Below are 25,741 nucleotides of genomic sequence, written 5' to 3'. Positions count from 1 at the left end.
GGAGAGCCGACATGGCATTAATCAAGCGTATTCTGCGGGTGATTCGAGCTAATCTTAATAGTTTGATCGGTGATGCAGAAGATCCAGAAAAGATTCTGGAGCAAACTGTTCTAGAGATGCAGGAAAATCTGGTGCAGTTGCGGCAGGGTGTAGCACAAGCGATCGCTACCCAAAAACGCACCGAACGGCAGGCCGCCGCTGCCCAGTCTCAAACAGAAGAATGGTATCGCCGCGCCCAATTGGCCCTGCAACAAGGCAGCGAACCTCTAGCACGGGAAGCTTTGACTAAGCGCCAAGCCTATAAAGAAACCGCTACAGCTCTGTTTTCCCAGATAGAGCAGCAAAACGAGATAGTCGCTAGGTTAAAAAAGGATATGCGATCGCTAGAGTTAAAAATTTCCGAGGCGAAAACAAAAAAAGATATGTATATTGCTCGCGCTCGTTCTGCCGAAGCGTCTTATCGCCTCCAAGAAATGCTCGGCGGAGTTTCTGCCACCAGCAGTCTGAATGCCTTTGAGCGCATGGAAGAAAAAGTTTTGCAAATAGAAGCTCAATCAGAAGCAATAGCTCAACTCAGTAGCGACGACTTGGAAACACAATTTACTTCCTTGGAATCTACTAATAATGTAGATGCCGAATTAGCAGCAATGAAGGTGCAAGTCTTAAACGGGGCAGATAACACACAGCCTCCCCAACAGCAGTTACCCAAAACTCAGGACTCTTGAAGAACAGGCAAGGGAGCAGGGGGAAATAACCCCATCAACAACTGTCGTGAAATGAGGGTGAGAACATGGGTCAGAATTTCCCACTCAAACAAGTGTGGTTATCGTAAAGAGCGGGAAGCTAACGTAACAGGTGGGGGAATCCCAATTTTTTTCTATCTCCCTTGCCCCCTGCCCCCTGCCTCTTGGTCGAAATTCAGCTAATTACCCCTCTTTGGAGATATCTTAACAATTAAGAGTTGTTAGAAGATACTGATTCAAACCGGAAAGATTACATTGAAATAGGTAGCTATTAAAAAATAAAAAAGCTCACTGTCGAACAAAAAGCGTAAACCAAACAAGGAAAAACAAAGTTATGGGATTATTCGATCGCATTAAGCGAGTAGTTAGTTCTAACCTCAACGACCTGGTTAACAAAGCCGAAGACCCCGAAAAAATGCTAGAACAAGCCATCCTGGAAATGCAGGAAGACTTGGTGCAGCTGCGTCAGGGAGTAGCTCAGGCGATCGCCTCCCAAAAACGCAGCGAAAAACAGTATAATGATGCCCAAAATGAAATCAATAAGTGGCAACGCAATGCTCAACTGGCGCTGCAAAAAGGTGACGAGAATCTAGCACGACAAGCTCTAGAGCGCAAAAAGACTTATACGGACACCAGCGCCGCCCTCAAAGCTAGTTTGGACACTCAAAGCACTCAAGTTGAAACCCTCAAACGCAACTTAATCCAGCTAGAAAGCAAGATTTCTGAAGCTAAAACCAAGAAAGAAATGCTTAAAGCTCGGATCACCACTGCCAAAGCCCAAGAGCAACTTCAAGGCATGGTGCGTGGGATGAATACCAGCAGTGCAATGGCTGCCTTCGAGCGGATGGAAGAAAAAGTCTTGATGCAAGAATCCCGGGCACAGGCACTAGGAGAGTTAGCAGGTGCAGATTTAGAAACCCAATTTGCCCAATTGGAAGGTGGTAGCGATGTTGATGATGAATTGGCAGCTTTAAAAGCGCAAATGTTACCATCCGCTACTCCACAAAATCAAGCGCAACTGCCACCGCAACAAGAAACCACTGCTCCTAAATCTAATGAAGTGGTTGATGCCGAGTTAGATTCTCTACGCAAGCAATTGGATCAATTGTAAAATTGGCAGAAAACTTATTTGAGCTAGTCCCACGCCTGTTGGTTGTGGGATTTTACATCATTAGTCAATAGTTAACAGTCAAAATAACTATGAATTATTGACTATAAACTATTGACGACTTTGGGATAAAGTATTGTGTGTGCCAACTTTGATCGCCACCTGATGGAGACTGCAATGAGTAAGGCTGTAATCACCATAACTGATGCTGAGTTTGAAACAGAAGTATTAAAAGCCCAACAGCCTGTATTAGTTTACTTTTGGGCTTCCTGGTGTGGGCCTTGTCAATTGATGTCCCCCCTGATTAACTCAGCTGCTAACAAATATAGCGATCGCCTCAAAGTCGTTAAAATGGAAATTGACCCCAACCCACTTACTGTTAAGCAGTACCAAGTGGAAGGTGTACCTGCCCTTAGACTATTTCAAGACCAAGAAGTTTTGATATCCACTGAGGGAGTCATCGGTAAAGATAAATTACTCGAACTTTTAGATACCCACTTAAATAATAATTAGTCATTGGTCATTGGTCATTGGTCATGGGTCACTTGTACTGAGCGTTGCCCTTGGCGCAGCCTCTAGTAGAGAAGTATTGGTCATTTGACAAAGGACAAATGACAAAGGACAAATGACATAGACGCTTCTGCGGCTACTCTTCGAGTTCTCCAACGGAGTACCCGCAGGGTAGGACAAATGACATAGACGCTCCTGCGGCTTCCCGCAGGGTAGGACAAATGACTAACATGGAATTTGCAAAACGTTTACAACCCCTGCAATCTAATGTATTTGCTGATATGGACAAAGCCAAAGCGATCGCTTTGGCTGCTGGACAACAAGTAATTGATTTGTCGTTGGGGTCTTCTGATTTACCTGCCCAGGCACATGTCATTGAGGCGATCGCCCAATCTCTTCACGATCGCAGTACCCACGGCTATCTGTTGTTTAACGGAACTCTTGGGTTTCGTGAAGCCGCAGCCAACTGGTACGAACAAAAATTTGGTATAAAAGTCGATCCTCAAACTGAGGTACTACCTCTAATTGGTTCTCAAGAAGGTACTGCCCATTTACCCCTAGCAATACTCAATCCAGGAGATTTTGCTCTATTGCTCGATCCAGGTTATCCCTCCCATGCCGGGGGTGTCTACCTAGCCAGTGGTCAAATCTACCCGATGCCACTACGGGCAGAAAACGACTTTTTACCAGTGTTTGCTGATATTCCTGCCCCAGTCTTGGCTCAGTCGCGGATGATGGTATTAAGTTATCCTCACAATCCCACTGCTGCGATCGCTCCTTTATCTTTCTTCCAAGAAGCTGTCGCCTTTTGTCAGCAATATAATCTTGTGCTGGTTCACGATTTCCCCTATGTAGATTTGGTATTTCAGGAAACTAGGGAGTCGGTAGATAATTCTCCCAATCCAAAATCCAAAATTCAAAATCCAAAAGCCCTAGCCCCTTCAATTCTGCAAGCTGATCCAGATAAAAGCGTCTCTATTGAATTTTTCACCCTTTCCAAGTCCTACAATATGGGCGGCTTTCGCATTGGCTACGCCATCGGTAATGCCGAGTTAATTAACGCTTTACGCCAGGTAAAAGCCGCCGTTGATTTTAATCAGTATCGGGGGATTTTGAATGGTGCGATCGCAGCCCTAACTGGCCCTCAACTTGGGGTAAAATCTGCTGTTGCTACCTTCCAGCAGCGCCGTGATGCTTTCATCAATGCTTTACACCGCATTGGGTGGAATGTTCCTACTCCCCAGGCCACAATGTACATCTGGGCAAAACTGCCCTCACATTGGAGTCAAAATTCCATCGAATTTTGTACCCAGCTAGTCAAACAAACTGGTGTAGCAGCTTCTCCAGGTGCTGGCTTTGGCAAATCTGGAGAAGGATATGTCCGCTTTGCCTTGGTGCATGAGCCACTTTTGTTAGAAACTGCTGTGGAAAGAATTGCTCAGTTCCTTTATTAAATTTTTTCTCAAGCTAAACACCAAAGATTTTTTGTAACAAAGTCTATGGATAGAACACGCGCCCTAGAGGTAGTGGCGCACGTTTTTGCGTCCCTACGAATAACCGTACTATACTAAATTTAAAATTATTGTATTGTTGTTTTTTAAACTATTAAAAGCCAGCATATTACGTAATTAAACGTAAAATAACATCAAAATATTCGTCATCTTTTTATTGATAACAAAAGGAACTTTACCCAATCAGGTCTCCCCGTTTCTTAAACTTGGTTTGTACGCTCAGATACCAAAAATTTCTAACAATGCAGGTCGCGCTTTTAAGGAGTTGTATTGCCAAAAAGCCTGTAGTCAAGACAGGCCAAGCTTAGAAACGGCAGTAGTTTAAAACTTAACTTCCAAACTCACAGAGACTTGAAAAAATGAAAAGGACTTTTCAGAAACTTTTAATTGGTGCCTCAATGGCTATTGGTGTAAGCACTCTTGCCACTGTACCAGCACAGGCTGGAACCCTCACCGATGCTACTATTGGTGGAACAGCAGCCACTGATTATTTAGTCTATGATTCCAATGCTACAAATACCTTCACAGTAGCAAATACTAGTGAAAATGTACAAAAAGTTCTAAATGGTGACGCTGCGAGTCCCACTGGAAATGTGGAGCTAGCTGCTAGTAGTGAACAAGCTGGTTTTGATTTTACCAAAAATACCACCTTGACAGGTACAATCGGTGGGAAAACCCTGACTCTAAGCAGCCTCACTTCTGATGACTGGTTTGGAGCCGGCCAAACAACTACGACGTATGGGTTAAATAACTTAGCTAACACCTGGTTTAACCAGGCTCTAAGTTCTAACGGTATCACTAGTCCTTTACTCACTACGTTCGGCTATACTCAACAGACTTTGTTTAACAGTTTTCTTACAAAGGGGGGATTTCAACGCTTCAGTGACCCAAATATTTCCTATGTCAATCAAGATGACACTAGTGGTTTAATTAGTATTGGTTTAGCAGGTCACTTTGATGCCGCACCCCTTTTAGGGCTGCCGTCTAACCCATTCTTTCCATTACAAGCAAGTGAAATTGTCAAATACACTTATGACGGCAAAACTGATTACTTGTATGGCTTTAAAGCTACCAAGTCTGGTTTAGTTGAAATAAGTGATAAAATATCCCACTCGGGTAATTATGAAGTCACTATCAAAGGTGTACCTCCCGCAGCAGTCCCAGAACCATCCGTAATGCTTGGTCTGTTGGGTGTTGCTGGTGTGTTTGCTACCCAACGCAAGTTTAAAAAAGCATCTATTTAAGATTGTGGGTTCAAAACTACAAATAAGTAAGGGAGCTAACACCTCCCTTTTTTTATGAATACTTTTTTGCAGCTATAAGATTATTTAAGCTTCTAGGTTATACTGTTTATAAAAATATTGGCAACAAATTAGTCGGTGATAAGGATTTAAATCTATATCCCTCTACCAATGGATTTTTAATAAATATTTCGTGGAATGGGTATGGCTTAACATAGCGTTAGTTATAGTATTACTTAAGTAGTTTTACCATAATACCTGGGCAATTCTATTTTTAAAAGTAGCTGTTTATTTAAATTATGATTAAAAGAACTTGTAATAAAAGCTTTTGAAGTATTAGAGTGTAGCTAAATTTAATTTATTCATATCTTTAACTAGATTACATAAATCAAATTTTTATTGGGTTTTTCAGTTTAAATGTACTAGCGTTCTCGTTTACGGTAATAATAGTTGGCTTTTAGTTAACATAATTAGATAATAGGTAGCAATGACATCACAGTTATTCAATATAGATCAGCCATTGCAGTCACACCAAGTTAGACGAATTTTGCTAGTTGAAGACCATTATCTCAATAGATTGTTACTGAGTGACTATCTAATTTACTCTGGGTACGATGTCGAAAGCTTATCAGAAGGCTCTACTTTTTTCTCGACTATAGAAAAATTTCAGCCAGATTTAATGTTATTAGACTTGAAATTGCCGGATGTTGACGGTTATTCGCTCTTAAAACAAGTCCAGCAAAAACCTGATTTGTCAAAAATACCTATTATTGTGGTTTCAGCTTTTGCGTTTAAAGCCGATCAAGACCTAGCCATGAGTTTAGGCGCACGTCGCTATTTTGTCAAACCTATAAAACTCAAGGATCTTATACTTACGATTGAAGAAGAGTTGACTTGCTTTCACAAATAAACTTTTTTGCTGGGCGTGCCTTTATTCCGCTTTTTGGTCTGCAATGAACTCTTCAACTCGCTCACTAATATGTTGCACAGAACTGCCAACTTTTGAAATTCTATCTTGTAATTGCGCTAACAACAAAACTGCTGTTTGCAGATCATTGAGGGTTTCAGCCATAGCTTCCCGGTATTGGCCTTCAAACTCTTGCAGATTCATACTTCAATTTTTTCCTGAAATTATTTTAATGGCTATATTTCTATGATATTCGTAAATTTAACTTCCTAAATCCGTTAAATCGCTTAATATTATCAGTTTAAATAAAATTCAAAAATCTTACTTAAGAATAAATTTTATCTCATTTTATCTAAATATTTATATAAGCAATTCTAAAAAGTTTAATTACTTTTAATAATAAAAATATAAATTTAGCTAGATGAAGAAAATTAAATAGTTTTGATAAAACATAATTTTGGAATAATAAATTAACTGTTGATTTTAAAATGCTAAATATAAATTCAAAAAGCCAAGCTTTTATTGTGATAACTTTAAAAAAACACGAAATTGGACTGGGTGCCCCGCTATGCTAAGGTACCACTGCGCTAATGCGTGCCTACAGGGTTTTGATGACAAACTAACTAATCAAGTTTAACGGCATGAACCACTATCAGTATTGTTGTCTACCTTTAACAAGGGCATTTTGCCCCAAGTCTTGTTAATTGAGATGGTGCGCCTGCTATCGTCGGAAACTAAGCCACTCTGCAAGAAGCTTCAAAAGTGGCTACATACTTCTCTATGTACAGACTAAAAGCCTAACTACTTTACATTTACTTGATAAATACTTTTTTAAATCGGCACGAAAAAATAATTTTTCTTAAAATAAAGAAAGATTAGCTAATTTTGGTTGTGACAATATCTACTCAAATATTACCACTGCTTAAAGAGCCAGAACGACTGGAAAATCGTCTAGCTGAAATTCCACCGGAACCGGGGGTTTATTTCATGCGGGACAGTAGCGATCGCATTATATATATAGGTAAATCACGTAAGCTGCGATCGCGTGTCCGTTCCTATTTCCGGGATGGCTACAACAAGAGTGAACGTATCGCCACGATGGTGAAGTTGGTGGCAGAAATTGAATTCATCGTCACTGATACCGAAGCCGAAGCGTTAGCCCTAGAAGCAAATTTGATCAAGCAGCACCAGCCATACTTTAACGTGCTGCTCAAAGATGATAAAAAATATCCCTATCTTTGCATCACTTGGTCAGAAGATTATCCGCGAATTTTTATTACCCGTAAACGTCAATTCGGCAAAGAAAAGGATAAATTTTACGGGCCTTATACTGATGCTGGTCTTTTACGAGAAATTGTCCGCCTGTGTAAGCGGATCTTCCCGCAGCGACAACGGCCTCAACCACTTTTTAAAGACCGCCCTTGCTTAAATTATGATTTAGGGCGGTGTCCGGGCGTGTGTCAACAGATGATTTCACCAGAAGAATATCGCAAAATTGTACAAAAAATAGCGATGGTCTTCCAAGGGCGAACTCAGGAACTAATTGATATTTTGACTCAACAGATGAACGCAGCAGCTGAAAACTTGAACTTTGAGTCAGCAGCGCGAATTCGTGACCAAATTTCTGGGTTAAAGTCGCTAACAGCCAATCAAAAAGTCTCCTTACCAGATGATACAGTTTCGCGGGATGCGATCGCACTAGCAGCCAATGAAGAATACGCCTGCATTCAACTATTCCAGATTCGCGCTGGACAATTGGTGGGACGCTTGGCCTTTGTGGCGGATGCTCATGCAGAACCAGGAGCCATTTTACAACGAGCTTTAGAAGAACATTATCAAACTGCTGACTCAGTGGAAATACCTTTAGAGATTTTGGTACAGCATGATTTACCAGATAGCGAGATATTGGCGGATGTCTTAACTCAACGCAAAGGGAAAAAAGTCACAATCTTAACTCCTTTGCGGCAAACTAAGGCAGAATTAATTGAGATGGTAGAGCGAAATGCCCAGTATGAATTGCAAAGAATGCAAAAACTAGGCGATCGCAATGACCAAGCAATGCAAGATTTAGCAGCCATTCTTGATTTACCAGATGTACCCCACCGCATCGAAGGTTATGACATTTCCCATATTCAAGGGTCAAATGCAGTAGCTTCGCAAGTCGTATTTATCGACGGATTACCTGCTAAACAGCATTATCGCCACTACAAAATCAAAAATCCCACAGTGACGGCGGGACATTCGGATGATTTTGCTAGTCTTGCTGAAGTTATTGGGCGACGGTTCCGTAAGTATGGCGAAGATCCCCAGTTGGCACGTTTGGGTAATCCAGATTGGCCTGATTTAATCATGATCGATGGTGGTAAAGGTCAGTTATCATCAGTTGTCGCCGTTTTGCAAGAGATGAATTTATTAGAAGACTTGCGAGTTGTTAGTTTGGCGAAGCAGCGAGAAGAGATTTTTTTACCGGGAGAGTCTAAACCCTTAACAACTGATTCAGAACAATCAGGGGTGCAGTTGTTGCGGCGGTTGCGGGATGAAGCGCACCGATTTGCAGTGACTTTCCATCGTCAGCAACGCAGTGATAAATTGAAGCGATCGCGTTTAGATGAAATTCCCGGTTTAGGACATCATCGACAAAAGCAGCTACTAGGGCATTTTCGCTCAGTTGATTATATTCGGCAAGCTGCACCCACACAACTTGCTGAGGTTCCAGGAATCGGCCCGCGTTTGGCTCAAGAAATTTATGATTATTTTCATCCTTCTTGATATGGCCCAAAAGCATCTGACATAAGTAGGACATACGCAAAATATCTCTAAAACGCTGATTTCTCCGTGTCGCGCCAGTTGCTACCCTGCGGGTTCCGCTTTAGCGGTACAAGTCGGGGAACCCGCCCAACGCACTGGCTTCTCTGCGCCTCTGTGGTTCGTTATTCCGTAACTCTTGCGTAAGTCCTAATAAGTATTTGAAATTTTCAATTAGTGAAGTTTTGAATTCCAAAACAGCAGTATTACTCAGCATCTATGCTGTAGTATCGATTCTCAAAAGTCGAATTTTTCTGTGCTTCTTTAAAAAGCCAAAACATCAGATAGATGCCAAAATATTGCTGTTTTTCTTTTTCGTCATAACTCACAAATTTTTCAGCCTGTTGATATCGCTCTAACGCTTGTCGGAAGTTCTTTTTGGTAACTTTCTCTCCTAATGCTTGAGATAGCAATTGCCATAACGTAGACCCGACATCCTTCTTTATATAATCGAGGCAGTAGCCGCGATCGTTGGCAAACTGTTCGTATGTCTGATTTTCAGAAGATGCTTTTAATAAATCGCTTTGTAAATCAGTCAAGTGTCTGCCAGATGATTTCGATACCACTTTATCCGCAATAATTAATAACTCTTGGATGTTCATAGGTCAAACTAATCTGATGAATTTAATGTAGATGCTTAATTATCGTCAAGTAAAGGGTTTAAAACCCTCCCAAAGGAAGCTACTATGTTGCTAGGGTACTCACGGCAGTTCCTTATCCTGTCGGAGACACTGTGCGTAGCTTGCTTCCCCGGAGGGGTACAAGTTGGGTGAGAGGCTACCACAAGCAAGTAGCACAGTAATTTTGAATTGTTAATAGTTTGTATAACAATCTGATTTGATGATCTATCAACTTACTCGTGAAGACAGGGAACACGAGAGAAGAGAGGTAAAGGAGTAGGAAGTTTTTTCAAAAGCCAAATAGGAGCCATATAAAATTTATGAACTTGAAATGATTGAAATATTTTTTATCTAAGTATTTGTAATGATACAAGGTATTAACTAATTTATGATGGAGTTTATTTGATCTTTAAGAAATGCACTTCTATTGACTTACTTTTCAAAAATTTTATTTAAGCTTCATTTGAACTTTAATTTTTTATTATCATTGCTTTAAAAAAAATTGATTTTTTCTTCTTTTTTAGAGCTAATTCAATAGGCGCTTTACGAATATTAATATTTGCCCATTTCCCACTTAATCCCACAAAACCCCCCTCGCGTTTTTTTTTGATCGCTGAGAATATTAGTTTGTGATGAATAACGAACAGAAAAAGTTCAGAAACCTCAACACTTTAAAGAGTAAATCAAGTGCTATAGCCATGATACTCGTTATTGTTTTAATGAGGTAAAGCACCCAATTCGTAAACCGAGTAGACCAACGTAAAAATTTGTCGTTGGGATAAAGCAGGAAGCAAGAGGTAGGAGGTAGGAGGTAAGAAGAAAGACAATTTTTATTGAATTTATCTTTCTTAACATTTGGTTTGATTCTGCCAAGTTACTTAATCTATGACTTTTAATGCCCTTGCTTTGCAATATCTAAAAAACTTCAAATGTTTAAAAAAACTCTACGAATATTTACTAACCATTCCTTATTATGTCTACTCGGAGTAGTTAGCATAAACCTCGAAGCCCAAGCACAATCTGTTACCAACTCTGTTAATTCTCAATCTCAGCCTAATCAAGAACAGACTCTTGATAATCAACAACGGAACTCTGCTGCAATTAATCAAACAGGAGTTTACAACCTTGGTGAATCGGCTACTTATAAAATTCAAGGAGTAGCTGGAATAAATGTTGTGTGTCCACGACCATCTTTAATATTAGGGACTTCTTTAAGTTCCTATGACGGGATTAGTTTATCTAATAACGCCTCTTATGCTATGAATGCTGCTATAGTTTTTCCTTTAGGTGGAAGTCTAGAGAGTACTTGCAAGCAAATGGCTGAAACTATTTCTCGTAAGACTCAATATGATGTAGAGATTATCAATGCCCGTGCCTGTGCTGAATTAATCAGTGCTGGCATCCAACTAACCGCCGACAGCTTTCCTACTATTTCTGCTGTCTGTAAAGGGGTTGCTATAAACAGAACTAATACAAATGAATCTAACAAGGTTCCTAAGTTTCAGTCTCAAGAATTACCTAAAAATGAGGCTGAAAAAGACAACTAATTTATAACGAGGAGAAACTCATGAAAAAAGTTCTTGGTTTTGCTATTCTTGCTACTTTCTTAGCTACTCCTGCTTTTGCTGGTGAAACATTTGTGCGTGACGAAAATTCATGGAGTAACAGCGTAACAAAGACCAATTTAATGCTTGATTCTAAGACTGTTTCTCAACGTAACGAAAAATACGATTCTTGGGCTCAAAAGGATTACGTTGATGGTGATATTAATATCAGCACACCTGCTGGTGGTACAGATATTTCCTTTGATGAATTTATCAATAATACAGCAGGTAGTGAGCTATATGGTAAATATAGTGAAACTAATTGGACTAACCTTAATGGTACTATTAATACTACAACTAACTCATATACTAATAGTCACGAAACCAGTGCAGGTGTTCGTTAGTTCTTAATAGTGCTTGATGTAATTTGAAAAGATTTTAAATTCTAGGGTGGTTAATCCACCCTGGTAATTATTTGAGTTACTTTGCCAAGATTAGTTTTTCTGACAAAGGCAACTAATTTATTATGAGGACAAAGTAATGAAGAAAGTTCTCGGTTTATCTATTCTTGCTACTTTGTTGACTAGTCCTGCTTTAGCAGGTGAGACTTTTGTGTTGAACCAATGGACAATTCAGCAAAGCAGAACAGAGACTAATTTCAACATCGATAATGTAACCAATTCAAATCGTACCCAAGATTACAACTCTTCTTCTAATAATATTTACATTGATCGTAAGGTTGAAACTGAGTATAACAATGGTAAAATCGGAGAATTTTTTAAAAATTTTACTGTTCAAAATACTGGTGGTGAACTAAATGGTAGTTTTTATGAAGAGAGAACAGCTAGAGTATGGGGTACGATCAATACTATTATGAATTCATATAGCACTACCCACGAAAGTAGTGCAGGGATTCGTTAGTTATTACCCTACTTGATATTATTGCAGAAAGTTGTAGGGTGGTTATTCCACCCTTTTTTTATGAAATATTCAATATTCTTAGCTGTTGCTTTATTGACATGGATTGCATTTATCTATTTCCATAGATTTGTTTCTATGGCTCCGATGCCTACCTTATTTATAAATTATATGTTCAAAGTATTTAATCAAAATACTAATGAGACTATACAGCTTAAACAGATAAATTTGTCATCTGAAATCAGGGGAAATTTATATAACTCTATATCTACAGGCATGTCTTATGATGAAGTTCGTTCCATTTTAGGTTGGGATGGTATCTTGATTTATGAAAACAATATTGACTCCCCTGATGGGCAAATACATGAAAAGATTTATCAGTGGAACAATCAAGATGTTTACTTGACTGATTACGAATCTCAAAGAGCAGATATCAATCCATACTGGAGTGTCACACTTAGATTTCAAAATGATATCCTTATCAATAAAGCATCCTTTAACCTACAAAATTAGAGGGGCGATGTCTACGACGGGCTACGCTTACGCAAATTTCAGCTGTACAAACACTTAGCGATCGCTGTTTGATTGTAACCCAACTTGATAGTTATAAATTGGTGTAATGGAAAAAACCGAAAAACAGAAAATGCTCGCAGGCGAATTATATCTGGCGGATGATCCAGAATTGGCTGCCGAAAGTAAGCGAGCTAGTCGTCTGTTGCGAAGTTACAATTCTACAACCGAAGAACAGCAAGAGCAACGGCAGCAAATTTTGCAAGAATTATTTGGAAAGCTTGGTGGCAAGGTATCAATTGTGCCACCCTTTCACTGTGATTATGGCAGTAATATTTTTGCTGGCGACAGATTTTATATGAACTATGGTTGTGTAATTTTAGACTGCAATACAGTTCATATTGGTGAAAATGTCTTATGCGCTCCTTATGTGCAAATTTATACTGCTTATCATCCAACAGAGCCAGAAATTCGTCTTTCTGGAAAAGAATTAGCTGCCCCAATTAACATTGGTAATAATGTCTGGATTGGTGGCAATGCAATTATTTGTCCAGGTGTAACTATTGGTGATAACACAACCATTGGTGCTGGCAGTGTAGTTGTCAAAGATATACCTGAGAATGTTGTCGCTGCTGGCAATCCTTGCCGCGTCATTCGATATTTATCCTAAAGTTTAAAATTTATATCCTCTGGCAATCCAATAGAGCCAGTCTGCGATCGCTTCTTCAGTTTCGCTGTCAGCATCAATGGCTGTTATTTCAGATAACTTTGCAGAATATACATCATCATCCTTACCATTAATGTAAGCCACTTCTACAAGCATATCTTTCAAGCACTCATCATCTGGGGCCATTCCCAGCACTTCCACTGGTTTCTCCTCGGTAGAACCTGATTTGCGTGCCTTCTTAGTCCATTTAGCCATAAAGGGAAAATTCAGAGTCTCTTCGAGGTAATAGTACCAACCCATGGCCCGGTCTTCTTTATCTTCAGCATCTACAATGATCTCTGTTTTAATGCGATGCTCTCGGTTTTCGTCGGCTTCAACACTAGGCATAAGATAACACTTTACGTATAATGCATTTTGATAATACTACCAAAATCTTAGCTAAGAATAATTTTTCTAAAATAAAGAATATAAAATTTAGGTATCAGAGATACCTCAACACCCTTAAGAAGGCGGCTTTTAGGGTTTTCCCTTTTCTAAAGGGGATTAGTAAATCTAGGTTTCAGTTTTCAGTGCGTAATTCTTGCTATATCTAAGTTATACAAAAAACCGCTTGTCAATGACAAACGGTTTTCTAATTATTGCCCTCAAAGGGTAACTTATTTGTTGCGCCAACATGGCAGGTTCTTTCTTCGCACTAAAGTGCGAAATTTTTTAGAAATTAAACAAGTCTTAAATCAGGATAATTTGCCAGTACATCGTCAGATGTCAGGGTATCATTTTCAGCTTGCGGAGTCCAAAGAACTTCAATTGCTAGAAGTTTCTCACTGGGGATACTGCCAATTTGCCGCAACGCTTGACGCAAATCATCAGCACTGCTAATCGCTGTAGGGATTTCAAATTTGCCTAGTGTCGCCGCCAGCAAGGTGACGATAATATATTCACCAGGGCCTTCAGTAAATAGGCGGGTGGGGTTGTCGAGTTCACCAGCCGGAGGTAAAGCATCTTTGGCAAGGGCCCCTCTTAGCTGATTGTTGACGTTAGAAATAGTTTCTTCGCTAAACTTGCTGCGTTCTGCCAGTGACAGCCGATTAAACTGACTTTCAGCTGAATTTAAGCTGGCTTGTTGAGTGCCACCACCTGCATATACGAAGTATTCGGGATGGCGGAGTAAAGCTAGGCTGGCTTCTTGGAGAACTTCTGCTCTCCCCTCTGGGGTGTTGGTATCAGCAGTTTCAGCAATGTGGTTGAGTTCATTTTGCAATTCACGGGCTTGAGCTAACAAACCTACTTGCAAACGAGTCACAGAAACCGGAGAGTTACTGGTGTAATCTGCTTCGCCAGTTTCACCGCTAGAGACGCGGCGGAAAGTTTGCAATATAAAATTAGCGATCGCAAAGAAAATTAAGATGCTAAATAGACCACCAAATCCTCCCCCAATACCCCAGAAAGGAAGTAGGAAGGGAAAGCCAAAACCACCACCAAAACCCCCACCAGGATAGTATCCGCCTCCGCCAGGAGGTGCATAAGTGCGCGGTGTATAGGTGCGGCTGGAAGGTACTCTAAAGGAGCCACCACCGATTCGACCCCCACTGCGGGCCGCTAATGCTCCATCGGCGTGGCTAAGAGCCAAAGTTAACACCAGTCCTAGCGCTAACAAGCTTTTTAACAGTGGTTTGATGGTTTGTTGTAGTTTTTTACGCATAATACAATCGCTTGGAAAACTGAATTATTTATGATTTCTCCTCATGCTGGTAGGAGTCTTTCAATCTTTCGCTAACGCCAGCCCGTAAAAGCTTGCTTTGTAGCATTCACGTAGCATTCACAAGTATTGGCTACATATTTAATCTACCGCGTCTTCTGTTGGGTAGGCAGCGATCGCAGGGGGGATTTCTCGACTGGGGAACCGTACCTTAAGATATGTTTACAATCACAGAAATTATTGCTGCTAGATTTTGGAATAGCACTTTCAGCCTACAGTCTGGAATTATACAGATGCTTTTAATTTTTAATGATTATTTTGACTAATTTTTTAATACTTCACCCTACTTATTTGATCAAAGGTGGGAAGACATTTTTAAACAAAAGTAGTATTTATTACATTCGATAACCTTAAACTTACTTTTATACAGTAGGCAAAAAAGTGTCCATAATACTCATCATTAAACGCAGCCAGACGCTAGATCACTCTCAAGTACTGATCAATTTTTTTGGTATTTTGGTACAACAGCCTAGAGGATTCAGCATATTCTATTGAACGTAGCTAGATTTCATAATTTTCGCAACATTTATTTACTGATAAATTTGGCTACATACAAGTCTTAACTTTGATTTATTGTTCATCATGCACAGAAATTCTCAAGTAGTGAGAAATTTGGAGCAAAAATAAAATTAACACAATTAAAAAAAACAATCTTTCTGGCTAATCTTGTAAAATCGGCTGCAAATTGGTCTACCACATTCGTTTTAAAAGAAATAAAATAAGAATTAAGGCTTTGAAAATAATCCTAATTGTAAATAAATTAAAAATTATTTGAAGTAAAGTTATCAGCTTTATTATGGAACATATTTCTCAACTAACAGCCGAAATCAGAGACAAAGCTGCATACCCAGATATCTTAGTCATATCCCGGATTTTCCTGCCGAAAGAAGCTGTAATTGGGGAATATATCTATAATCGCTGTCTTCAAGATCCAGAACGAGTGATTGTGCTGGCGGCTAGTTGCTCAGGAGACAAAGTATTTGATCAAGGTCAACAGTTTCCCGTATATCGCTGGTTTTATCCTAGATACTGGCGTAGTGGCTTTGTGGGAAGTATCCTGAAGCCTTTGGTGAATATAGTCTGCTCATTTGTCCTAGCAATCAGACTTTATTTTCGCTATCACTACCGTTATATAGAGTGGGGCCACGGCTATGATTTCCCTTCGCTGTTGCTATTGAGCTATTTCTTACCTATTCGCTATTTTATCTATCTGCACGGCGATGATTTTCATTGTACTTTACACAATCCCGTGCTGCGATCGCTATTTAAATTAACGCTCAAACGCGCCGAAGGCATTGTTTGTAACAGTTCTTATACAAGAGACTACCTCAGAACTGCTTTCCGATTAGATACTCCTACCCACGTTATTAACCCAGTCATCAGACCAGAAAAATTTGGTAATAATGTAGCGAGTCCTAGTAGCCTTGATGATTTAAGGGTTCGTGTGCGTCAGGCGTACAACATTCCCGAATCAGCAATAGTTATTCTCTCCATCGGCAGGCTCGTAAAAGATAAAGGTTTCGACCGAGTAATTGATAACATCCCAATATTGCTAACTTTTGGGGTCGATGTCCATTATATAATCTGCGGTCAAGGGTCAAGTGAATCGGAACTAAAATCTTTGGCGCATCGTTTGCGGGTAGATAAGCGCGTCCACTTTGCTGGATATGTACCTGAGCGAGAATTAGCAGGTTATTATGCTGCTTGCGATATATTTGCCATGCTGACTTTATTGGATACTAAAGCTAATAGCATGGAAGGTTTTGGTATGGTTTATTTAGAAGCAAGTTACTTCGGTAAGCCTGTAATTGCCCCTCGCTTAGGCGGTGTTCTAGATACAGTTCAGCATGAATACAATGGAATACTGGTTAATCCCAATTCTGGTTGTGAAGTGTTTCAAGCTTTCAATCGGTTGTGCAAAGATCAGCAGCTACGTGAGCAACTTGGCCGCAAAGGTAAAGAATTAGCCAAGGGTCGAACCCTTCATAGATCGCTTTACAAGTCTGATTTGTAAGACTTTTATAAGCATACACTCAGTTTTTTCTTTTCATCAGGGTTAGTTACAAGGTAATCTTTAAGGCGATCGCATCCTTCATGTAGCAGTTCATCTAATCCCCGTATACGCCACACAATTGCCGTCTTGTCTTCACTGGCTATAGCTAGAAGTTTACCATCCAGGCTAAAATCTGCACTTCTGACAAAGCCTTGATGACCTTTAAATTCTGCTACTTCTTGTCCTGATAAATTCCACAATCTCGTTGTGTAGTTTGCTGAAGATGTAGCCAGCAGTTTACCATCCCGGCTGAAAGTTATTTGTGTGACTCTGCCTTCATAAGTCTTAAATTCTTTTAACTGCTTTCCTGAATAATCCCACAGCTTGACGATACTATCATCTCCAGATGTAGCCAATTTATTCTCCTTGGGGCTAAAACCAACAGTGGTAACATAGCCCTTATGACCGATCAATTTTTTAGCTGGCTGCTCGCTACTAATATCCCACAGCAATGCTGTTCCATTTTCTCCAACTGTAGCTAGCAGCTTGTCATCTGGACTAAATCTGGTAGTCTCGACTTTACCTCCGTGGGGAAATTCTCGCACTTTGTTTCCTTCAAGATCCCACAGTATTGCTTTGCCATCGTTTCCAGCACTAACAAGCCTATCTCCTTTATTATTAAAACTAATACTCCGTATTGCTTGAGAATGCCCCTCGAAAGGTTTCAAAGGTTTTAACGATTCTCCGGTGCGCGTCCAGAACTTTATTGTGCCATCTTTTCCACCTGTAACAATTAGGTTTTTTGCTTTGTCTGGGCTAAAACGTACAGTATTGATACCACCTTGATAGGCTTTGAATTGTTTTATCAGCGTACCTTCGAGGTTCCAAAGCCTAATATAGTCATCATCTGAAGCTGTAATTAGTAACTTGCCATCTGGACTAAAACGAACACTACTAACAGCTTCTTTATGCCCCTCTAGTTTGATTAAGGGATTTTTGGGTTTGATTAATGATTTTCCTGGAACTGCCCAAAATCTCACTGTACCATCATCTTTTCCAGCAGTGGCAAGAATATCGCCCTTGGTATTAAAGCGAGTGCTGACAACACTGCCCTGATGACCTTTAAATTCTGCTTCCAGTGTTCTAGTGAAATCCTTCCACAGCCAGACTTTGCCATTGCTAGCTGATGTAGCAATCAGCCCATCTTTGCTAATACGAACTGTCTCCACACCTTCATGGTGAGCTTCAAATTTTTTTTCTGTCAGTTCTTTTCCTGAAAAATCCCACAGCCTGACAGTACCATCATCTCCAGCAGTAGCAAGTTGCTTTTTATTGGGATGAAACCAGACACTATTAACACTACATTTATTGGTGCCTTTGACATTGCATTGATGACCTTTAAATATTGCTATCGGTTCTGTCTGATTGATATCCCAAAGTTTTGCTAGTCCATCCTCTCCACCCGTGGCAAATTGTTGGTTATTATAAGGGTTGGGATTAAGACTTTTGATACCACCTCTGTGAGCAGGTATTGTTTTAAAAATTTTTCCTTGGAGAGTCCACAGTCTAACGTAGCCATCATCTCCAGTTGTTGCCAACAAATTTATCTTGGGAAGAAAACGAACATTGTTAACACTACATTTATCACTCTCTTTTGCTAAGTCGTATTCTTTTATGTCACATTGATGATGTATAGATGTTATGGCAGGTGGAGACCAATCCTGTGCTGATAAGAAATTCCACATCTGTGAAACATCCCACAGTTTTACCCAACCATTATTTGCACCTGTCGCCAATATTGTTTGATTTTCGTTAAAGTCGATACTTTTAATACTGTTATTGGGCAGTTTAGAATTTTTCAATGTTATCAATGGCTTTCCGTGGAAATCCCGCCATGTAACGGTGCCATCTTCTCCACCGGCAACAATTAATTCCTGTTGGTTATCCTTTTGAATAAAACGGATACTGTTTACACCTCTTTGGTAAGTATTGATTTGATTTGTTTGATGAATATTATCCAGAATCTTCTGCAAAGCTAGCAGTGGACTTGTGGCTGGACAGTCATACAAACAATTACTATTCCAAAAAGCCATTTTTTTAACTTCTTGTGCGGCTTCCATTGCTGATACTAAAGCCTCAATTTCTTCAGCACCAGACTCAAAATTTCTTAACGCAGTGACTCCAGAGGCTTCAACTTGGGCTGTCCATCGGAGCCAAAAAGCGATCGCAGCCAGCATTGAGACTACTACTAAACCACCTGTCAGCCCAAATAGAGTAAGCTTGCGGCGGCGTTCTTTTTGCTGACGATCGCGTTCTTTTTGCTGTTGATCGCGATCGCGCAATGCCAAACTTTGTTGGATGAAAACTTGCTCTGCTTGGCTCAACTCATTTTGGCGCTGCTTGAGCCAATTTTCTGCCTCTGCTAGGGGGACACCTCGCAGCAATGGCCCCTCATCTCGCCCGGCATTTTCCCACTGACGCATTCTTGATCGCAATAATTCTTGCCAAGTGCGGAAAGAGCGATCGCTCTCCATCCATCTATGCAGTTGTCCCCATTCCCGAATCAAGGTTTCATGGACAATTTCTACTGTTTCTTTTTCTTTACCAGCAGTCTCATTAAGTCCAGTTACCACTAGCCGCGCATCAGCTAGACGCTTAACCAAATCCCAATTATCTCCTACCTCATTTCTAGTAGCTAGTCGGCGTGTGTCTTCTGTCCCTTCGCCAGGACGCACTAGCTGGATAAATATTTGCTGGGCTTGTTCTTGTTCCTTTGGCTTCAGCTTGGCAAACTCGGCTTCTGCATGGTTCGCCAAAGATTTTTCTACACCGCCAATTGCTTCATAAGTAGCATGAGTCATTTGGCGATTTTGCTGTTCTGCCCATAGTTGCGTCAAAGTAAATTCTAGTAATGGTAAATTCCCTGGTGAATTTACCACCGCTTGGAGAATCCGCTTCACAAGACCCTCCTCTAACCTTACCCCTTGTTTGTTTGCAGGTAGAGCGATCGCCTGCTGCAATTCTTCTCGGTTCATCGGCGCAAGTTTTAAATCAGCATTCTGCAAAGCATTGGCAAAGCGATAATCTAAAAGCGCATAGCTCAGAAAATCAGCCCGCAAGGTCAGCAAAAGGGTAAAATTCTCTACCAGTGTAGCCGCTTCTAATAATTGATTTAAAAATAATTGGCGCTCTTGAATATCTGAGCAAGAAGCGTAAAGTTCCTCAAATTGATCGATTACTAGTAACAGCCGCTTATTATCGTTCTCTGACACAATTCGGGATAAAACAGTATGTGTTGCTACTTGTTGCGATCGCAACCCATAAGCTAACTTTCCCGCCTCAATATCTTGTTGTGTCTTTCCCTTTTCTGGTTCGCGTAGGCGTACAATTACTGCTGCAAGTTCATCTACAGGATGAGTTTTTGGGCGAAAGGACTCAATTAGCCAATTGCTTTGTTGGCGTAAATTAGGAATCAAACCCGCAAACACTACGCTAGATTTACCACTACCAGAAGCCCCAATTACCGCTACTAATGATTGTTTTTGGACTGTATCTACAAGTTTCTGGGTGAAAATATCCCGCCCAAAGAAAAATTGTGCGTCTTCTTCCCGAAAAGCAAATAAACCACGATAGGGACACGAAACAATAGCTTGACTCAATACAGACCATGCTATCACCAGCACCCGTGCGGGAATCATAAACCCAACTTTAGCATCTGGTTGATTGATGTCTGCCGCTACTGCTATTCCTACTACACCCTGAAGCTCACCATCCCAGATAGGCGCACCACTGAAACCCGGCTTTAATCCATAACCTGTTTGTTTCTCATCCTCTAGTTGTACCCAACTTTTACCCGTATGTCCGCGTAAAACTCCAGTAGCCCAGACACCATCGGGTTGTCCTGCGGGAAAACCAAATACTCGGAAAGGATGTCCCGCCCATTCATCAGATGTAATTAATGGTGCTATTAGAGCCTGATTTGGGGGAGAAAGTGCTAACTCTAATCCGGCAATATCTTCTAATTCCACACTCGGATTTACAGGTAGCCAGAAAACAACCTTAGCTTTGAGCAGTTGTTTGGGTGCAACTAACGGAAAATCCAAAGTGATTTCTGCATCTGGCATTTGAGCAGTTGTTCTGGTAAGTCCCAAAGCATCAGCTACCACATGAGCGCAGGTGATGATGTACTTTTGAGAAACTAAGAAGCCAGCACCAATTACTTTGCCCTTGTTACTGTTAGAGTAAATTCTGACAATAGATGACTCAAGGGGTGCTACCATTTTGTGAATCTTTTTTCCACTTCAAGGTGATTTCATAGTTGACTTCGCTATTGCCAGAAGCTACAACTGCCCCAAGTTGAGCGCTAATTTTGATGCCAAACTTGACTTCTACTTCATCTGCTGGCTGTTTGAGACTGCCAATTTTGGTAATAATTGCATTAGCTATGGGCTTAACGGTTTCTAGGGCTGACTCGAAAGTTTGTGTAGCTTTATCAACCACTTGATCTCGCAAACCGATACGATCGTCTATCTGTGCGGCTTCGTCTACTTCAACAAAAATCGATTCGCCACTTTCCAGAGGAAATTTTATTATCTGCTTCACAATAAACTTACAAAATTGAGTATAAATACGTGAAATTACATATATACAAATTATAGAGAGTTTTCTACCACTTTAAGTTCCTAGATAATGCGACTTTTAGAACCTCACACTCATTTTGCAAGCCCAAATAGGTTGATTCCGAGATATCCCGAAAACCTTTGAGGTTGAAGCAGACTTAACCACCACCAACAATAGTTACCACTTCTAAGCGATCGCCTGGTTGTACTTTTGTTTCCGGCCAAAACTGGCGGTGTAAAATTTCGCCGTTATACTCTACAGCTACCAAGCGGGGATTAAAGCCCAACTGTTGGATCAAGTCGGGTAAAGAAGTTTGAAACGAACAGCTATGGGTTTCCCCATTTACCTGAATGGTAATCTCATTAGACATAATATGTGGGGAATAGGGAGTGGGGTATTAGGTATTGGTTACTTACTTTGGACTAATGACTAATGACTATTTTAAAGTTCTGGTTTGATGCGATTGAGTTGGGAAAGTAAATATTGAGTCACCAGGGTAGGTTGTTCGGCTTGCATGAGCGATCGCACCACTGCTACACGTTCGGCTCCGGCATCGATCACATCATTGATATTATTGGCATCTATTCCTCCAATGGCAAACCAGGGAATTGAGCAATTTTTGGCAGCATAACTGACATATTCTAAACCTGTTGCAACCTTACCTAGTTTCGTGGGAGTTTCATAAACTGGCCCCACGCCAATATAATCTACACCTTCAGCAATTGCTGCTTGCATTTCTTCTTTATTTGTGGTAGAAAGACCTATCAAACGCTGGGAACCGAGTAATTGCCGAGCAACAGCAATAGGCATATCTTGTTGTCCGAGATGTACTCCATCTGCATCAACAGCTAAAGCTACATCCACGCGATCGTTAACAATGAACAAAGCACCGTAGAGATGGCATAACTGCCGAAGTTTTTTGGCTTGTTCCAGACGCAAAGAATCATCGGCGGTTTTGTCGCGGTATTGTAAAAGCGTTAATCCACCTTTGAGTGCAGCTTCGACGTTGTTCAACAAATTTTCATGTGGGGAAGTAACAAGATACAAACGCGATCGCCATAACAATTGATGGCGCTGATGACCCATTAAACTACTTTCTAGGGTATAAACCTGATAGCGCATCTGCTTACAAGCTTTAGCCATATTTGGCTGATAAAGCTTGCTGTATTCTTCCAACACCCGCAATGCTTCTTCTATACGGCAAAAATTAGCTTGCAACACCGATTTGATACTAGCTCTTTGTTCTTCCTGAGAATGGGTTAACTCAGTCCCAGGATCGCCTGGTGTATCTCGCGCCGCCCGCAATTCCGGGGTATGCCATTTGCCTACCTCTTGTCGTAGCCGCTTGCATTCAAGAGCCAACTGGGCATTGTTCAAGCCAAAGCGACACCATTCTTCGATAATCCGCAAGCCCTCACGAGCGCGGTCTAAATTGGCATCTAAAATGCGGTAGACAACAAGTTGTATCTGCTCTTTTTGGCTGTATGGCTCGACCATTACAACAATCCCGTTAGTGCTTTCATCGAAGTGTGAATTATCATATATCCTAGTAACCATAGTTAATTAATTTGCTTTTTTTTACTCAATTTTTGCAGACTATACGCAAAATAACGTAGTAGTGAGGGTTACAGGAAATTATCCCATGTTCCTATAGGCAGTGATAAGGGTAGTTTGAGGCTACAGTTTTGCACTAAGGTTAGTCAAGTATTTTAGGGTAAACGACAAGCTCGCAAAGGACTAACGCCGCAAGGCGGAAGTCAAAACTCACGTATTCACGCATTTAAAAGTATTATGGAATCGGCTTTTTAGGGATTTAAAATGGTTGCTCTATTTACGCCGTGGGCTACTAGCCAGAGCGTATACACTGGAAAATCCACAGTGGGTAAATTAAATTTGAGACTGCATGGATACTATTTAGAGAGTATTTATAAAGTAAATTTTAACTTTTAAATAGGACGCTTTCTCGTCCAAAATATTATCTGAGCCGATTATTAAAGCTGACTGTATATATTGCTTCACTGATGCTCAACAAATTTGAGAGTGGGGGTATTTTGGCGATCGCATAGCGTGTCCTTTAGGACAAGGTATTGTTGAACAGACAGAATATCATTTATTACGCTGTCTTAAAAATTCCCACTCGTTCAATATCTGAGTAATATTATCTAGATAATACTCTTAGAGAGTATAAGAATTTATGGTTACTTCCAAGGAGTTGTGTTAAATATGATTCACCATCGGATGTTTCCTAAGTACCATAGGGTAGATATTATGCTTGCGAAGCTTAAGTTTCTGAAATCAGCAAGGCTTTTATTTTTTATTTTATCAGTATTATCTTTTACCGTAGGCATGGGAACGGCGTTCCTGGGTAGCGCGATTGCTCAGATGCCATCAACACCAAATTCAGCACCTCTGGTTGAGAAAACAAATTCTCAGAAGGTGCTGTTTGTCAACCCAAATGGTGGAGATGACACAGGCAATGGCAGCGAATCCGCTCCTGTGAAAACGATTACCCAAGCTTTACGATTAGCTAACGCCAATACTGTAATTATGCTCTCCACAGGCACTTATAGCGCCGAAACAGGAGAAGAATTTCCCTTAATATTAAAACCAGGTATCTCAATTCAAGGCAACCCTAGCAATCAAGGTAAGGATATTGTAATTCAGGGAGGTGGTGATTACCTGAGCCGGAGCTTTGCCGGTCAAAATGTCGCAATTGTCGGAGCAAACCAAACCTTAATTACTGGGGTGACAGTGACGAACCCAAACCGCCGTGGTTACGGTTTATGGGTTGAATCAAGTAATCCGGTAATCGCAGAAAATACATTTACTGGCAGTACTCAAGATGGGATTTCTATTTGTGGTGATGCTACACCTACTATTAGTAAGAATTATTTTGATCGCAATGGAGCCAATGGCATCACAATTGCTGGTAACTCCAGTCCCCAAGTGAAGGAAAATATCTTTCACGAAACGGGTTTTGGCATTAATATTGCCCAAAATGCGGCTCCTATAGTCATAGGGAATCAAATTCAAAATAATAGATCCGGAATTGTGGTACAAGCAAATGCCCGCCCGATTTTACGAAATAATATTATTCAAAATAATAAAGAAGATGGTTTAGTTGCGATCGCTCAAGCAATGCCCAATTTGGGTAGTGCATCCGAACCTGGGGGTAATCAATTTCAAAATAATGCTCGCTACGATATTAACGCCAGTGCTGCTAAACAGGAGATTTCTGCTCCTGGTAACAATCTTGTAAGCGATCGCATCACTGGTAAGGTAGATATCAACGGTACAACAGCACTTGCAACCCAAAATTCTCAACCTGCCTCTGTCTCTAACAATGTGTTACGAGAAATACCAGCAAGCGGGGAAATTACCTTCTCGGCTCCCGAAATCCCTGAAACTACTAATAGGCAAACTAGCAACAACATTTCAGCAAATAATCGTGTTCCGACAAAATTAAACAGTCAAAAGCTGCCATCGTTGCCAGCCAATGTGCGGCTTTCTGCGCCTATATCCAATCAACAGCAACCGACCTCTAAAGTTGCCGGATTTCCTACTCCTAGCAGCTTGTCGGTTAGACAAATACCAGCTGACACTTTAAGAGTTGCAACTCCCAATCCAGCACAGCCATCTGATACACCACAGTTGAATTATGTGCGGATTGAGCCTAAGACGATTGAATTTACTGCTCCTGAGTACCCATCCAATTCAGTTGCACAGCAGCCATTACCAATACAAGAAACTTCTGCCTCATCTGCTTCTGCACTTTTACCACTTCCTGATCGCAATATACCTATTGCTAATAGTCGCAATATCCAAACAAGTTCTGCAAGTATTCCATATAGTGGTAACTCTGCAAGACAATTTGGTGTACGTTATCGCGTAGTAGTGCCATTGGCAACTAATAAAGATCAAGATTTAGTGCGATTCCTTGCTCCTGGTGCGTTTCCCACAGTTTGGCAAGGTCAAAGAGTTATGCAAGCAGGAGTATTTAGTAGTGAATATAACGCTAAAGAAATGCTTAAAACACTCTCTAGTAAAGGTTTAAGAGCCATTATGGAGCCGTTGAATTGAGTAGGGAATTGTGGGCATGGGAAAGAGGAAGAGGGCAGGGTGCAGAGGGGACAATTCTTCTCCCCTGCTCCCTACTCCCTGCTCCCTTGCTTCTTCCCCTGCTCCCTGCCCCCTGCCTCATAGCGATGGTATATTTTTTTATTTGGAAGTCCTTAAGAGGATGTTTGAAAAGTGGTATCTTGTGCTTTTAATCACATTTTTACCC

The 25,741-nt window shown here is 40.7% G+C and carries 22 protein-coding genes; 14 read left to right on the top strand and 8 right to left on the bottom strand.

The genetic code is table 11. The annotated features are described in order from the left end of the window. The first annotated feature begins 11 nt into the window (after window positions 1-11). The 6 genes from RMY00_RS20600 (at window position 12) to RMY00_RS20575 (ending at window position 6,023) form a co-directional block, all read left to right on the top strand. Complete coding sequence (locus RMY00_RS20600) at window positions 12-725, top strand: PspA/IM30 family protein (RefSeq protein WP_322649321.1); 714 nt, start codon at window positions 12-14, stop codon at window positions 723-725. Window positions 726-1,077: 352 nt separating this feature from the next. After that, the gene (locus RMY00_RS20595) at window positions 1,078-1,854 is read left to right on the top strand and encodes a PspA/IM30 family protein (protein ID WP_322649320.1); all 777 of its coding nucleotides are present in this window, start codon (window positions 1,078-1,080) and stop codon (window positions 1,852-1,854) included. Window positions 1,855-2,028: 174 nt separating this feature from the next. After that, complete coding sequence (locus tag RMY00_RS20590) at window positions 2,029-2,364, top strand: thioredoxin family protein (RefSeq protein ID WP_322649432.1); 336 nt, start codon at window positions 2,029-2,031, stop codon at window positions 2,362-2,364. A gap of 218 nt (window positions 2,365-2,582) precedes the next feature. Continuing rightward, a complete protein-coding gene (locus tag RMY00_RS20585; RefSeq protein ID WP_322649319.1) occupies window positions 2,583-3,815 on the top strand; it encodes an LL-diaminopimelate aminotransferase in 1,233 nt (410 codons plus the stop codon). A 416-nt stretch (window positions 3,816-4,231) separates the two neighbouring features. After that, complete coding sequence (locus RMY00_RS20580; RefSeq protein ID WP_322649318.1) at window positions 4,232-5,116, top strand: NF038130 family PEP-CTERM protein; 885 nt, start codon at window positions 4,232-4,234, stop codon at window positions 5,114-5,116. A gap of 484 nt (window positions 5,117-5,600) precedes the next feature. Further along, complete coding sequence (locus tag RMY00_RS20575) at window positions 5,601-6,023, top strand: response regulator (protein ID WP_322649317.1); 423 nt, start codon at window positions 5,601-5,603, stop codon at window positions 6,021-6,023. A 21-nt stretch (window positions 6,024-6,044) separates the two neighbouring features. Here RMY00_RS20575 and RMY00_RS20570 read toward each other — a convergent pair whose 3' ends face one another. Beyond that, entirely contained in the window at window positions 6,045-6,224 is a 180-nt protein-coding gene (locus RMY00_RS20570; RefSeq protein WP_322649316.1) for a hypothetical protein, read from the bottom strand. A 687-nt stretch (window positions 6,225-6,911) separates the two neighbouring features. On the opposite strand from RMY00_RS20570, the gene uvrC reads away from it, so the two are divergent. After that, the gene (gene uvrC / locus RMY00_RS20565) at window positions 6,912-8,789 is read left to right on the top strand and encodes an excinuclease ABC subunit UvrC (protein WP_322649315.1); all 1,878 of its coding nucleotides are present in this window, start codon (window positions 6,912-6,914) and stop codon (window positions 8,787-8,789) included. A gap of 242 nt (window positions 8,790-9,031) precedes the next feature. On the opposite strand, the gene RMY00_RS20560 is transcribed toward uvrC, so the two are convergent. Beyond that, a complete protein-coding gene (locus RMY00_RS20560) occupies window positions 9,032-9,427 on the bottom strand; it encodes a hypothetical protein (RefSeq protein WP_322649314.1) in 396 nt (131 codons plus the stop codon). 947 nt (window positions 9,428-10,374) lie between these two features. Between RMY00_RS20560 and RMY00_RS20555 the strand changes: the two genes are divergently transcribed. From RMY00_RS20555 to RMY00_RS20535, 5 genes are all read left to right on the top strand, one after another. Further along, window positions 10,375-10,992, top strand: coding sequence for a hypothetical protein (locus RMY00_RS20555; RefSeq protein WP_322649313.1), 618 nt, complete (start codon window positions 10,375-10,377; stop codon window positions 10,990-10,992). A gap of 20 nt (window positions 10,993-11,012) precedes the next feature. Then, window positions 11,013-11,393, top strand: coding sequence for a hypothetical protein (locus tag RMY00_RS20550; protein WP_322649312.1), 381 nt, complete (start codon window positions 11,013-11,015; stop codon window positions 11,391-11,393). 136 nt (window positions 11,394-11,529) lie between these two features. Then, entirely contained in the window at window positions 11,530-11,910 is a 381-nt protein-coding gene (locus RMY00_RS20545; RefSeq protein WP_322649311.1) for a hypothetical protein, read from the top strand. Window positions 11,911-11,970: 60 nt separating this feature from the next. Next, window positions 11,971-12,420 carry a hypothetical protein gene (locus tag RMY00_RS20540; protein ID WP_322649310.1) on the top strand — a complete coding sequence of 150 codons (450 nt, stop codon included), beginning with the start codon at window positions 11,971-11,973 and terminating at the stop codon, window positions 12,418-12,420. 106 nt (window positions 12,421-12,526) lie between these two features. Next, complete coding sequence (locus tag RMY00_RS20535) at window positions 12,527-13,087, top strand: sugar O-acetyltransferase (protein ID WP_322649309.1); 561 nt, start codon at window positions 12,527-12,529, stop codon at window positions 13,085-13,087. 3 nt (window positions 13,088-13,090) lie between these two features. Here RMY00_RS20535 and RMY00_RS20530 read toward each other — a convergent pair whose 3' ends face one another. Further along, the gene (locus tag RMY00_RS20530) at window positions 13,091-13,471 is read right to left on the bottom strand and encodes a calcium-binding protein (RefSeq protein ID WP_322649308.1); all 381 of its coding nucleotides are present in this window, start codon (window positions 13,469-13,471) and stop codon (window positions 13,091-13,093) included. Between the two features lie 331 nt (window positions 13,472-13,802). Beyond that, the gene (locus RMY00_RS20525; protein WP_322649307.1) at window positions 13,803-14,786 is read right to left on the bottom strand and encodes a DUF1517 domain-containing protein; all 984 of its coding nucleotides are present in this window, start codon (window positions 14,784-14,786) and stop codon (window positions 13,803-13,805) included. 853 nt (window positions 14,787-15,639) lie between these two features. On the opposite strand from RMY00_RS20525, the gene RMY00_RS20520 reads away from it, so the two are divergent. Beyond that, on the top strand, window positions 15,640-16,857 hold the full coding sequence (locus RMY00_RS20520; protein ID WP_322649306.1) for a glycosyltransferase family 4 protein: 1,218 nt from the start codon (window positions 15,640-15,642) through the stop codon (window positions 16,855-16,857). Between the two features lie 5 nt (window positions 16,858-16,862). On the opposite strand, the gene RMY00_RS20515 is transcribed toward RMY00_RS20520, so the two are convergent. The 4 genes from RMY00_RS20515 to RMY00_RS20500 all read right to left on the bottom strand — a co-directional run bounded on the left by RMY00_RS20515 (window position 16,863) and on the right by RMY00_RS20500 (window position 23,013). Further along, the gene (locus RMY00_RS20515; RefSeq protein WP_322649305.1) at window positions 16,863-21,116 is read right to left on the bottom strand and encodes a trypsin-like peptidase domain-containing protein; all 4,254 of its coding nucleotides are present in this window, start codon (window positions 21,114-21,116) and stop codon (window positions 16,863-16,865) included. Beyond that, complete coding sequence (locus RMY00_RS20510; protein WP_322649304.1) at window positions 21,100-21,438, bottom strand: CU044_2847 family protein; 339 nt, start codon at window positions 21,436-21,438, stop codon at window positions 21,100-21,102. Before RMY00_RS20510 ends, RMY00_RS20515 begins: the two co-directional genes overlap by 17 nt. 175 nt (window positions 21,439-21,613) lie before the next feature. Continuing rightward, complete coding sequence (gene thiS, locus RMY00_RS20505) at window positions 21,614-21,826, bottom strand: sulfur carrier protein ThiS (protein ID WP_322649303.1); 213 nt, start codon at window positions 21,824-21,826, stop codon at window positions 21,614-21,616. A gap of 71 nt (window positions 21,827-21,897) precedes the next feature. Next, window positions 21,898-23,013: a thiamine phosphate synthase gene (locus RMY00_RS20500; protein WP_322649302.1), complete on the bottom strand. Its 1,116-nt coding sequence runs from the start codon at window positions 23,011-23,013 to the stop codon at window positions 21,898-21,900. 666 nt (window positions 23,014-23,679) lie between these two features. Between RMY00_RS20500 and RMY00_RS20495 the strand changes: the two genes are divergently transcribed. After that, window positions 23,680-25,536: a DUF1565 domain-containing protein gene (locus RMY00_RS20495; protein WP_416212085.1), complete on the top strand. Its 1,857-nt coding sequence runs from the start codon at window positions 23,680-23,682 to the stop codon at window positions 25,534-25,536. Window positions 25,537-25,741: the final 205 nt, after the last annotated feature.

It is taken from the genome of Nostoc sp. ChiVER01 (assembly GCF_034531155.1).
Lineage (GTDB): Bacteria > Cyanobacteriota > Cyanobacteriia > Cyanobacteriales > Nostocaceae > Nostoc.
This window is presented reverse-complemented; position numbering and strand designations above follow the sequence as displayed.